Annotated in this window: 7 protein-coding genes; 4 read left to right on the top strand and 3 right to left on the bottom strand. The window is 64.5% G+C overall.

What is annotated here, in order from left to right:
- Window positions 1-165: 165 nt before the first annotated feature.
- Window positions 166-471: a DUF1244 domain-containing protein gene (locus ACVWY3_RS25825; RefSeq protein WP_456840975.1), complete on the top strand. Its 306-nt coding sequence runs from the start codon at window positions 166-168 to the stop codon at window positions 469-471.
- A gap of 229 nt (window positions 472-700) precedes the next feature.
- Window positions 701-973 (top strand): DUF2312 domain-containing protein, encoded by a 273-nt coding sequence (locus tag ACVWY3_RS25820; protein ID WP_018641571.1) that lies wholly within the window; start codon window positions 701-703, stop codon window positions 971-973.
- Between the two features lie 146 nt (window positions 974-1119).
- On the opposite strand, the gene ACVWY3_RS25815 is transcribed toward ACVWY3_RS25820, so the two are convergent.
- The 3 genes from ACVWY3_RS25815 to ACVWY3_RS25805 form a co-directional block, all read right to left on the bottom strand.
- Window positions 1120-2751: a DUF882 domain-containing protein gene (locus ACVWY3_RS25815; RefSeq protein WP_456840974.1), complete on the bottom strand. Its 1632-nt coding sequence runs from the start codon at window positions 2749-2751 to the stop codon at window positions 1120-1122.
- Window positions 2752-3024: 273 nt separating this feature from the next.
- Window positions 3025-5229 (bottom strand): L,D-transpeptidase family protein, encoded by a 2205-nt coding sequence (locus ACVWY3_RS25810; protein ID WP_456840973.1) that lies wholly within the window; start codon window positions 5227-5229, stop codon window positions 3025-3027.
- Window positions 5230-5589: 360 nt separating this feature from the next.
- Window positions 5590-7086, bottom strand: coding sequence for a sigma-54-dependent transcriptional regulator (locus ACVWY3_RS25805; RefSeq protein ID WP_456840972.1), 1497 nt, complete (start codon window positions 7084-7086; stop codon window positions 5590-5592).
- Window positions 7087-7214: 128 nt separating this feature from the next.
- Here ACVWY3_RS25805 and ACVWY3_RS25800 point away from each other — a divergent pair, with 128 nt between their 5' ends.
- The gene (locus ACVWY3_RS25800) at window positions 7215-9119 is read left to right on the top strand and encodes a M3 family oligoendopeptidase (protein ID WP_456840971.1); all 1905 of its coding nucleotides are present in this window, start codon (window positions 7215-7217) and stop codon (window positions 9117-9119) included.
- A 183-nt stretch (window positions 9120-9302) separates the two neighbouring features.
- Window positions 9303-12290, top strand: coding sequence for a cell division protein (locus ACVWY3_RS25795; protein WP_456840970.1), 2988 nt, complete (start codon window positions 9303-9305; stop codon window positions 12288-12290).
- Window positions 12291-12293 lie beyond the last annotated feature (3 nt).

Here is a 12293-nt window from a genome sequence, read left to right as displayed (position 1 = left end):
CGGAACGTATACCAGATGATTGACGATTTGGCGTAGGGCCGGGGGAACCGCCCGTCAGGCCGCTGGGCTCGTGTGAGCCGCGATATGGCAAAATCTGTGACAGGACCCACCTGATCCCGTAAGGGTGACCCGATCAGGGGTCAGAGCCAATTCAGGGATCCAGCCATGGCCATCGACGACAAAACCAGAACGGAGCTCGAGGCGGCCGCTTTCCGCCGCCTGATCGGTCATTTGCGTGAACGGACCGACGTCCAGAACATCGACCTGATGAATCTGGCCGGCTTCTGCCGCAACTGCCTGTCGAACTGGCTCAAGGACGCCGCCGACGCCCAAGGCGTCGCGATGAGCAAGGACGAGAGCCGTGAGGCCGTCTACGGCATGTCCTATGAGACCTGGAAGTCGAAGTACCAGGGGACGGCCACGCCCGAGCAGATCGACGCGATGAAGAAGGTTCATCCCCACGGCCACTGACTCTGTGTCCGTCATTCCGGAGCGGTCCGCAGGACCAAACCCGGAATCTCGAACTTCCGGGTTCGATGCTTCGCATCGCCCCGGAATGACCGTGTCATCTCCTGTGGGCGCGCTGTGGACGAGCGCGATGCTTGCTTGAACGCTGGGAGTGCGAACCCTAAGGGTTTTGCCAGCACGCGCGGTGGATGCCGGCGTCCCTCGTTTTGCCAGTTCCATTGGGAGTACCAAGATGGCCACCTCCGCCGCCGTCCGCGACGACGAACCCGCGACGAAATTTGCCAAGGACCAGCTCAAATCCATCATCGAGCGCATCGAGCGGCTGGAGGAAGAGAAGAAGGCGATCTCCGACGATATCCGCGACGTCTATGCCGAGAGCAAGGGCAACGGCTACGACGTCAAGGCGCTGCGTACCATCGTGCGCCTGCGCAAGCAGGACCCGAACGAGCGCGCCGAGGCCGAGACCATTCTCGAGACCTACATGCAGGCGTTGGGCATGCTCTGAGGCGTTTCGCCTCGAGTACGAACTGCCCTAGCCCCGGATGGAGCGCAGCGAAATCCGGGGTCTCGCGCAGCACCGCATCATCGTCCCGGATTGCGCTTCGCACCATCCGGGCTAGGAAACCGAGCTCTTGGAAATCGTCGTGACGCTCAGCGCAGCGCCGCCGTGCGCACGACGAACGACGTCGTCTCGAGCTTGGCGGTGGCGCTGCCGGTAAAGCTGTCGCAGGACAGGCCCTGCATCGGGTCGTCGACAAAGCCCATCGCGATCACGGTCTGCGGCTTGACGAAATAGCTGCGCAGCGCGGCCATATCGAGCTCGCCCATCAGCGTCACCGACATCGCGCGGCTGGCGCTCGGCGACAGCATCACGATCTTGAGCCAGATGCTCTCGCCCTTTGCCGCGGAGAGCCGGGTCGCGGTGGCGACCAGGCCGTCGACGCTCTTGCCGACCACACTGTTGATCTCGGTGGCGGGCGCGGCGCTGCGCGAGGCGGGACGGGTGGAGCGCGGGATCGGCGCCGAGGCGGCAACCACGTTGGCGCGATCGACCGGGGAGGCCGCCGGCGCGTAAGCCAGCGCCTGAAGCGTTGTGTTGGAGACGCTCGCGGTTGGCTGCGGATCGGTCGCAGCCGCAAGCGCCTGGCGGGCCTTCAACGCCGCCACTTGCGCCGGGGTTGCCTGCTGCGGCGTAGCCGGGATGTCATCCCAGAAGCCGCGGGCATTGATGATATCGGCCGGCGTCTCGGGCTTGACGTCGGCAGATTTGCCGGCCGCGGGCTTGTCAGCCACCGGCGCGGGCTTCGGCTTGGGCGGCGCGACCAGCTGCGCATCGGCAGAGGCGAGCTGGAGGGTGGCTGCGACCTGCGGCGGCTTGGCGCGCGGCGTCGGCACCGGATCGGCGGGCTTGGCTGCGGCGGCGACCACGGTCGGTGCCGCGGACTTAGCGGTCGGGGCGGGTGCGCCCTCGTCGTCCTCTTCGGTGCTGGTGGCGGCAGGCGCCGATTTGCTCTTGAACAGGGCGGCAAAGAAGTTCGGCTTGCTGCCGGACTCATCGCCGCTGCCGCGGCGCTCGATCTCGGCCTTGGCGAGCTCATAGCCCTTCAGCGGCACGCCGTCGGTCGGCAAATGCACCGTCTTTCCGTCCGGGAAGACGCGGGCGAGCTGGTCATGCGTCATGCGCGGCCAGTGCCGGATGCTGCCGGTGTCCAGATGCACGAAGGGCGAGCCGGAGGTCGGATAGAAGCCGACGCCGCCGCGCTGCAGGCGCAGGCCGGCGAAGCGGATCTGCTCCAGCGGCACGCCGGGGATGTAGAAGTCCATCGCATGCCCCAGCATGTGCTGGCTGAAGCGCGCCACGCCGGAGGAGCGGCGGCGGAGCATGGCGTTGGTGGCGGGGGAGCGGTAGGAGGAGATGATCTGGATCGGCTGCTTGCCGTCGACGTCGCGATACACTTCCCAGAGGATGTCGAAGAGGTGACGGTCCATCACCGTCTCGTCCTGGGTGCGCCAGTCGCGCAGGAAATGGTTGAGCGTCTTCAGCGCCGCTTCGTCGTAGCGGCCGTCGCGCTTGAAGGTGATGGTGAGGTCTTCGCCGGAATGAGTGTGGTGGAACGAGAGCGTCTTGGTCTCGTTCAGCGCGGTGGCGTTGTGGACCGAGCCCGCGGCGGCAAGCAGCAGCACGGAAGCGAGGCCGATCCGGGATCCGGCCTTCACTCCCGCATGGGACAACGACAGCACAGCGAATTGGCGTGCGAGACCAGTCAGCACGTATGAGCCCACCCAGTCGACGAGCGTTCAAAATGGACTCTCCCGCCAACCCCGTTAGCGCGCGAAAGAGGATGAACGCTTTCTTAAAGCGAGAAGGTTAATTCGAGGTTGACCTTCCCGCCCCCAAACCAAGTCAGAATACGAACCTAAACGGTTGACTGTGGCAAAAAAACGCCCGGTGCCCGCATGCAGGTTGCACAAGGGTTAACGCTAAGCGGCCCCGTCTCTGAGACGGGGCCGCTGATTTCATTGCAGAATTTCTGGAAGTGAGGCGCCGGGCCGGGCTCAGCGGGTAAACACTCGCTGCGGCCGGCGGCCGACCGGAGCCGGCGGCGGGGTCGGTGGACCGAACAGACGCTCGAAGAAGTTCGGACCCGACGAGCCGAACCCGCCGCCATTGTTGGCGACCGCCACGCCCGAGGGCAGCGTGGTCGCCGGGCGCGAATAGCTCGGCTGGGAGTGCGCGACGACGTTCTCAAGATCCTTGCCGCGGCCGTTCTTCAGGATGTTGAGCATGGTCGCGTCGCGGCCATAGACGTCCTTGCGGAATTGCAGCTTGCCGGCCTCGTCCACGAACGCGGTCTGATAGGTGATGTTGACCGGGATCGGGATGGGGAATTTCAGGTCGATCTCGCTCTTTCCGTACATGCTGCGCACGCGCTCGGGCGTGTACTTCTCATTGGGCATGGCGATGTTGAGCAGCACGGAGGCGTACTGATCCGGGTACTGCACGCGCATGCAGCCATGGCTGAAGGCGCGGTCTTCCTTGGCGAACAGGTGCTTGTCTGGCGTGTCGTGCTGATACACCAGGAACTTGTTTGGGAAGTTGAAGCGGATGCGGCCGAGCGCATTGGCTTCACCGGGCGGCTGCGAGATGTGCACCGAGCCGTCGCGGTTCTGTTCGAGCTTGAGGCCCATGCGCTGGAGCACGGTCGGGTCCTGCTGAAGCGCCGGCAGATATTCGTTGTAGACGATCGACGGCGGCACGTTCCAGGTCGGGTTGACCGTGATGTACTTCATCGTCTCGGTCAGCAGCGGCGTTGCGTGCTGGCCCGGCTTGCCGGTGACGACGCGGGTGGTCCAGATCTGCTGGCCGTGCTGCATCACCTTCAGCGTGTAGTCGGGGATGTTGAGGATGACATAGGCGTCGCCCAGCGCGGGCACGCCAAGGTCGCGCGGCAGCCAGCGCCAGCGCTCCATGTTCACCAGCACCACGTCGATCTGCTTGTCGCGCTTCGGCGTGTTGAGCGCCTTGACCGTCTTGTCATCGAGGATGCCGGTCGGCTTCATCTCGGCGCCGTTCTGGAATTTGCGCACGGCTTCGGCGACGGTGGCGTCGTAGCGGGTGTCGCTGGCGTTCTCGGTGATGCCGAGCTTGGCGCGCAGCTGCGGCACGCGCGGATCTTCCACGACGATCTCGGCCTGCTTCTTGCCGGCCGGGGTGTATTTCAGGGCCGGACCGTCGGCGATCTCGATCACAGGGCCGTTGCCCTGGCCGCGCAGCTCCGCGAGCTTGGCCTTCAGCTCCTTGTAGAGCTTCTGCGGTGGGTTGTAGCTGTCGAGCGCCGCGGACGCGTCCGCCGCGGTCGTGACCTTCGTGAGCACCTCGCCCGGGTCGACCGGATGCTCGGGATAAAGGATGTCGGCGCTGACCTGCGACCAATGCATGCGGCCGCTCTGCGCCTGGCGCGCATAGTCGAACATGCTGGCGGTGAGCTTCAGCTCGGCATCGGCGAGCGCATCGGGCGTCGTCGCGGCAGCGAAATCCGGCACCGGATAGTCGGCTGGATTGAGGCCGTCGGACGCCGCGTCCTTCAGCCGCGCGATCACCCCCTTGGCCGCAGCGGTCAGGCTGCCGCCTTGCGTCCATACCGGCGCGAAGTCGCGCGCGCCGTAGAACTTCTCGACGGCTGCGCGCTCGTTCTTGCGATCGAAATGGCGCGAGGCCTTGGCGCCGATGAGGTCCTTGAGCCTGTCGGCGACCGGCTGGTCGGCGGCGGGCACGTTGCTGGCGGCCTTCACGGGCTCGGGGGCCGGAGCCGCTGCGGCAGCGGGCGCGGCCGGCGTTGCCGTCGCGGTATCGGCCTTGGCAGGTTCGGTCTTCGCAGGCTCGCTCTGCGCAGGTTCTGTTTTTGCGGTCTCGCTCTTCGGCGCCTCGGGCGCGGGCGTGGTGGCGAGGTCGGCAGGTTTGGTCTCGACCTTCTCCGCGGCGGGTGCGGGAGCGGCTTCGGCCTTCATTGGCTCCTTGCCTGGCTCCTTCGCGGAGTCCTGAACCGTGGCCGTGGTATCGAGCTTGATGTCGGCGGCGGTCGGGGGTGGGACGTTTGCGGGCTCGGGACGCGGGATCGCGGCTTCGATCGCGAGCTCGGCAGCGCTGCTGCGCGCCTGATCCTGCGCCAAGGCCGAGCTGGCCGACACCGTGAGGAATGTCGCCGCGACCGTGATCAAGACACGGTCAAAGCCTGCACGGTGGTTCAAACAGTCACGCATTGTGTCGCACCCTCGGGTGAACTGTTCCGCGTGGAACAGCTTCGTTGTCGTCCAAATGAGCTTCGGCTAGACCGCGCCGGCCTCGCGAAAGTTGCACGCCTGCACGCAACGACTCCTGAGCAGAGACTCCTACGCAGACGATACACAGGCCCCGGTTTTGCAGCCAGCGCTCCCCGGGGGCAACTCACCACAAACTGACTTCAGGGAGGCCTGTTTGCAACGGATTGTGCGCCCCCGCGGCGCGCTTTTCCCTGTGTCTGTCACTTCCAGGTCACGGTTCGGATCGCTGGCGAATTTTGACATATTTCAACGGCTTGCGGCGGCCTCGCCAGCTCAGGCGAACCTCCGTTCGCATCAGGTTCAATGCGTCTCCTCGCCGCTTTTGCCGCCATGACCGGGAACCCCGGCCTCGTCGAGTTTGCGGTAGAGGGTGGAGCGGCCGATTTTGAGGCGGCGGGCCACCTCGGACATCTGCCCGCGGTAATGCGAGATCGCGAAGCGGATGATCTCGCTCTCCATGTCCTCCAGCGCGCGGACGTCCCCGGTCGCGGTCAACATGGAGAGCGAACCAGCCAAGGGCAGCGGCGCGATCGGTATTTCGCTACCCGATACCACTGGGGCCGCCGCCACCGGCTCCAGCATCAGCGGGGCGGTCGGGATCTCCGTTGCGGGATGCGGCTGCGTGCTGAGCAGCGGAAAGTCGCCAAGGCCGAGCTGGTCGCCGTCGCTCATCACCACGGCGCGGTAGACCGCGTTTTCGAGCTGGCGGATGTTGCCGGGCCAATCGAGCTGGGAGAGGTGGGCCACGGTCTCGCCGCTGATGCCGGTGATCGGGCGGTTCTCCTCGGCCGCAAAGCGCGCCAGGAAATGCCGAAGCAGATGCGGAATGTCCTCGCGCCGGGCGCGCAGCGAAGGGATCGTCAGCGGCAGCACGTGGAGGCGGTAGAACAGGTCTTCGCGGAAATGGCCCTGCTTCACCCGCTCCAGCAGCTTGCGGTTGGTCGCCGAGATGATGCGGACGTCCACCTTCAGCGGCTTGCGGCCGCCGACCGCCTCGACCGCGCCTTCCTGCAGCGCGCGCAGCAGCTTGACCTGCGCGGTCAGCGGCAGCTCGCTGACCTCGTCCAGGAACAGCGTGCCGCCATGGGCTTCGACGAACTTGCCGGTGTGCCGTTCGGTGGCGCCGGTGAAGGCGCCCTTCTCGTGGCCGAACAGGATGGACTCGACGAGATTGTCGGGGATCGCGCCGCAATTGACCGCGACGAACGGCTTGGCCTTGCGCTCGCCGCTGCCATGGATGGCGCGCGCGAACATTTCCTTGCCGACGCCGGATTCGCCCTCGATCAGCACTGGGATCGAGGAGCCTGCCGCCTTCTGGGCGGCGCGCATAACCGGTGCCATTGCTTCGGCGCGGGTGATGATGTCGGAGAAGGTTAGCCGGCCCTCGCGGCTGTGGCGGATGCGCTGCAATTCGCCTTTGAGCGCGCTGGTGTTGAGCGCGTTGCGAAGTGAGACCTGGAGCCGCTCCACGCCGACGGGCTTGACGACGAAATCGGCCGCGCCGGCGCGCATCGCCGAGATGACGTTGTCGATGCCGCCATGGGCGGTCTGCACGATGACGGGGATGCTGAGGCCGGCGTCGCGAATCTTCGCCAGTACGCCCATGCCGTCGAGGCCGGGCATCACGAGATCGAGGATGACGGCGTCGATGGGCGGCGCGTCGGGGGCGGTGAGGGTGGCGATCGCGGCGTCGCCGGAATCGACGACCACCGTTTCGTAGCCGCATTTCTGCACCATGTTCTCGACCAGACGGCGGGCTACAGCGTCGTCGTCGGCGATCAAAATACAGGCAGCCATGGTGTTCCCCGCACGCTACTACTATTTGTCTCGAATCGGGTCACTCTGGCCGAAGCCGATTAACGCACTCTTAAACCTTGATGCCCCCCGCTCGCCGTCGCGATTGTTGAACACAGGTTTCCCTCACAATGAATTCGCGCTCCAAATCCGCCTCGAAGAAGTCTGCTCTCAAAAAGCCCGCCGCCAAGCCAGCACTCCGCAAGCCAAGCACCAAGAAATCTGCCGCCAAGGCAAAACCCTCCAAAGCCGCGAGCAAGACCGGCAGGCTTCCCGAGTGGAACCTCGCCGATCTCTATTCCGGGATCGATGCGCCGGAAGTGGCGCGCGATCTCGAAAAGATGGATGCCGATTGCGTCGCGTTCGAGACCGACTACAAGGGCAGGCTCGCGACAGGGACAGCAAACGAAGATGGCGGAAAATGGCTCGCCGAAGCCGTCCGACGCTATGAGGCGATCGACGATCTCGCCGGCCGGCTCGGCTCTTATGCCGGCCTCGTGCACGCCGGCGACAGCGTTGATCCCAAGATTTCAAAGTTTTACGGCGATGTGTCGGAGCGGCTGACGGCGGCGTCCACGCATCTGCTGTTCTTCGCGCTCGAGCTCAATCGTATCGATGACGATATTTTGAACCGCGCGATGCAAGCGCCGGAGCTGGCGCATTACCGTCCCTGGATCGAGGATCTGCGCAAGGAGAAGCCGTATCAGCTCGACGACAAGCTCGAGCAGCTGTTCCTGGAGAAGGCGCAGACCGGCTATTCCGCCTTCAACCGGCTGTTCGACCAGACCATCTCCGGCCTGCGCTTCAAGGTCGGCGCCAAAGAGCTCGCGATCGAGCCGACGCTCAATCTGTTGCAGGACCGCGACGGCTTAAAGCGCAAGGCTGCCGCGGAAGCGCTGGCAAAGACCTTCAAGGCCAATGAGCGCACCTTTGCGCTGATCACCAACACGCTCGCCAAGGACAAGGACATCTCCGATCGCTGGCGCGGCTTTCAGGACGTTGCGGATTCCCGCCACCTGAACAACCGCGTCGAGCGCGAGGTGGTGGATGCGCTGGTCGCCTCGGTGCGCGCGGCCTATCCGAAGCTGTCGCATCGCTATTACGCGCTGAAGGCGAAGTGGTTCGGCAAGAAGCGGCTCGCCTATTGGGACCGCAACGCTCCGCTGCCCTTTGCCGCAACCGACGTGATCGGCTGGCCCGATGCGCGCAAGATGGTGCTGACGGCCTATCGGGGCTTCTCGCCGAAAATGGCCGATATCGCTGAGCGCTTTTTCACCGACCGCTGGATCGATGCGCCGGTGCGCCCGGGCAAGGTGCCGGGCGCGTTCTCGCATCCGACCACGCCGTCGGCGCATCCTTACGTGCTCATGAACTACCAGGGCAAGCCGCGCGACGTGATGACGCTCGCCCATGAGCTCGGCCATGGCGTGCACCAGGTGCTGGCGGCCAAGAACGGCGCGCTGATGGCGCCGACGCCGCTGACGCTGGCGGAGACCGCGAGCGTGTTTGGCGAGATGCTGACCTTCCGGCGGCTGCTCGCGCAGACCAAGAGCGCAAAGCAGCGCCAGGCCCTGCTCGCCGGCAAGGTCGAGGACATGATCAACACGGTGGTGCGGCAGATCGCGTTCTATTCCTTCGAGCGCGCGGTCCACACCGAGCGCAAGAACGGCGAGCTCACCGCGACGCGGCTCGGCGAGATCTGGCTGTCGGTGCAGGGCGAGAGCCTCGGGCCCGCCATCGAGATCAAGGCGGGCTACGAGAACTACTGGATGTACATCCCGCACTTCATCCATTCGCCGTTCTACGTCTACGCCTACGCCTTCGGGGATTGCCTGGTGAATTCGCTCTACGCCGTCTACGAGCACGCGGCCGAAGGTTTTGCCGAGCGGTATCTCGACATGCTCGCTGCCGGCGGCACCAAGCATTATTCCGAGCTGCTGCGGCCATTCGGGCTAGATGCCAAGGATCCCAAATTCTGGGACGGCGGCCTCTCGGTCATCGCCGGCATGATCGACGAGCTGGAGGCGATGGGCTGAGGCGGCGGCGTTGCCGCGGGTTCCAACGGCCTGGGCCGAGACCTGGTCTCGCGGCTTCCCCCAACATTTTGCTACGTGGGATTGAACGTTGGCGCAAACCGCCAGACTAACTCAAGAGATATTGCGAAATTGCTTTTCAACTATTGATTGTCGATTGGTCGATTTTTGCCTGGTGAGGCACCCATGCTCGATCAAGGACCTGCCGCGCCGACTCCGGAGTCGAAAAACGCTGCCGCGATCGAGCAGGAAATTCCCTGGTGCGAGAAGCACCATCAGATCGTCCGCGACGAAATTGCGGCGATAAACACCCGGCGTGAGCCAGATCGGCGAATCGATCCCGATCGCCTTGAAAGCTGCCAGTTGCTCGACGTTACCGGGCTCGCATTGTCCGGCGGCGGCATCCGCTCGTCGGCCCTGTGCCTCGGCGTGCTGCAGGCGTTGAACCACCACAATTTGATCGGGCGGATCGACTATCTCTCCACGGTATCGGGCGGCGGCTATATCGGCACCTCTCTCAGCGCCACCATGACGGCTGCGCGGCGATTTGTATTCGGCGAGAGGCCGGTCGGTGGAACCGTCACGGCCGCCGAGATCAGCGACACGCCTTCGGTCGGACATCTCCGCAACTATTCCAACTATCTGATCCCGGCCGGGGCCCGCGATCTTCTCACTGGAATTGCAATCGTCGTGCGCGGGCTGGTCGCCAATGTCGGCCTGACGTTACCCGTCGTGCTGCTCTTGGCCGCCGTGACCGTGTGGTCGACGCCGCTGCGGAGCTGCCTGACGGATGCCAATGTCTTTGGTGTCAGCCTCAGCAACAGAAAGCTGTGCGAGTTGTACAATTTCGGCAGCGTCGATCGCTATGGTTTCAGCACGTTCGGCGCCGCGATTGCCCTGGTCATGTTCCTTTGCAGCGGGCTTGCCTATTTCGCATTGCGCTCTGTCCGCGGCAGCGGGCCCAGCGTCGTGCTCGCTTACGTTGGCGGGATCGCGTTGTTGCTGGGTGTTGCCTGCGATTTCGCGCGCTTCCTCCAGGTCCGACATTTTGCGCTGACGCTCGCGATCGCCATCCTCGGGGCCGTGCTGTTTTTCGGATGGGCTCTCAAGCAGTCACTCGCAAGCCCGCAGAATCGGCAGGAGTTCCGTTCCCATTGGCCGAGCGTGGGGGCGACCTTCCTGGTGCTGCTGGCAGTGATCGCCTTCTTCGAATTTCAGCCCTTCATGCTGGAGCAGATGTTCGATGTCGCCGAGAGCGCCGCAATCGGTGGACCGGCCGCCGGTGTTGCGATCGTCTGGATCAAGTCGCTGGCGGCCGCGGCTGCGCCAATTGGTGTTTTCGTCACCGCATTCAGGCAGCAATTCGCAGAACTGTTGAAGGGAAACGGCGCATCCTCGCAGCGCAGCTCGCTGATCCTCAAGATCGTCGCCAAGGTCGCGCTATGGATTGCGGGCCTCGCGCTTCCGCTCGTCGTCTGGGTCGCATACCTCTATCTGTCCTATTGGGGCATCTCCAACGACTTGTTCGAGAAATGTCCGGCGGGTCTGGGGGCAGCCTCGCAAAGAGAATGCCTGGCGAATGCCAAGTCGAACGTTCCCTCCGGCAACCTCGCCGGCAGGATCCAGTTCGATGCCGGCAAGGGCACATTGTCCGCCGAGATTACGCCGAAGGCCGCGCCGCCGGTCGTCGACGACACCGAGCGGTTGACGCCGACCTGGCACACGCCTGCTTGGCTTGAATTCCTGGCCGAAAAAGTCGGACCCGTGGTCCAGGTCCGTTTTCCCGATCTGTTCAAGGGCGAGGCTTCGGAACTCGCCTATTCCTACAGTCTGCCGAAGGTGATCCTCTACACGTTTGCCGGCATCGTCCTGTTCGCCATCTCGTTCCTCCTGACGCCAAATGCGAATTCGCTGCACCGGCTCTATCGCGATCGTCTGAGCAAGGCGTTCCTGTTCGACCCGACACGGTCGGCCGACGGGGGCGTCGCGCGCGCCGAAGCGAGCCTCGATCAGGGGCGCGATTTCCGGGCGCTCGATCGCATGAAGCTGACGGATCTCTATGCAGTTCCGGCCGAGGCGGCGCGAATTCCGGGGCTGCCGGCCACGCCGAAGCTGCACGCGCCCTATCAGCTCATCAACACGGCACTCAATATCCAGGGTTCGGACTTTGCCAACCGGCGTGGCCGCAACGCGGACTTCTTCCTGTTCTCCGCGCTGAATGTCGGCAGCGAGGCCACAGGCTATGCGCCCACCCGTCTCGTCCAGGACGATGAGCAAAGTCTCGACCTCGCGACCGCAATGGCGATTTCCGGCGCCGCGGCTTCCTCGAACATGGGGTCGAGTTCGATCAAGTCACTGACGCCGACGCTTGCGCTCCTCAACGTACGGCTCGGCTACTGGCTGAAGAATCCGCGCTACGTCGACGAGCGTGTGCGGCCGCAACGCCGTTCCACGCCGCTCTATTTCTGGTCCGAAATCTCAGGGCGCCTGTACGAGAACAGCGACAGCGTCTACCTCACGGATGGCGGCCACATCGAAAATCTCGGCGTCTACGAACTGCTGCGCCGGCGCTGCAGGCTGATCATCGCGGTCGACGCAGAAGCCGATGCGCCGATGAATTTCGGCTCCCTGATGACGTTGCAGCGCTATGCCCGCATCGATCTCGGGGTGCGGATCGACCTGCCGTGGATGCCGATTCGCGAGCGCACGCGTAAGCTCATGGCCCGCAATGCCGCCAAGGCAGGCGATCCCGCGGCGGCCGACGATCATGACGAGATGGTGCAAGACCACGTGCACGTCGCCATCGGCACCATCGACTATGGAGGCGATGAAAGAGGCTATCTCGTCTACATCAAGTCCTCGCTCAATGGCGACGAGAACGACTATATTCGCGATTACGCGCGCCGAAACGACCGTTTCCCCCACGAGACCACGGGCGACCAGTTCTTCTCTGAAGAGCAGTTCGAGGTCTACCGCGCGCTCGGTTTCCACATGGCTCATGGTTTCCTCTCCGGTGACAATCCGGTGGCGGTCGGGTCCGGCGTCGCGCCGCGGACGGCCCGGTTCACCGCGGCGGGCGAGCCCGCCGTCGATGCGGTGCGCGAGGCGCTTGGTCTCGCGGTGCTGCAGCGGCGTACGGCGAGCGTCGCCGCCACGATGATCGATCAGGGTTGAGCC

Source organism: Bradyrhizobium sp. USDA 4486, from assembly GCF_054057995.1.
The sequence above is the reverse complement of the archived record's forward strand: the minus strand, read 5'-3'. Positions and strand labels throughout refer to the sequence as shown.

What these genes read in the sequence shown, in the direction of transcription:
- ACVWY3_RS25810 (WP_456840973.1), bottom strand. Translation starts at nt 5,229, where the DNA reads ATGCGTGACTGTTTGAACCACCGTGCAGGCTTTGACCGTGTCTTGATC.
- ACVWY3_RS25795 (WP_456840970.1), top strand. Translation starts at nt 9,303, where the DNA reads ATGCTCGATCAAGGACCTGCCGCGCCGACTCCGGAGTCGAAAAACGCT.
- ACVWY3_RS25825 (WP_456840975.1), top strand. Translation starts at nt 166, where the DNA reads ATGGCCATCGACGACAAAACCAGAACGGAGCTCGAGGCGGCCGCTTTC.
- ACVWY3_RS25805 (WP_456840972.1), bottom strand. Translation starts at nt 7,086, where the DNA reads ATGGCTGCCTGTATTTTGATCGCCGACGACGACGCTGTAGCCCGCCGT.
- ACVWY3_RS25820 (WP_018641571.1), top strand. Translation starts at nt 701, where the DNA reads ATGGCCACCTCCGCCGCCGTCCGCGACGACGAACCCGCGACGAAATTT.
- ACVWY3_RS25800 (WP_456840971.1), top strand. Translation starts at nt 7,215, where the DNA reads ATGAATTCGCGCTCCAAATCCGCCTCGAAGAAGTCTGCTCTCAAAAAG.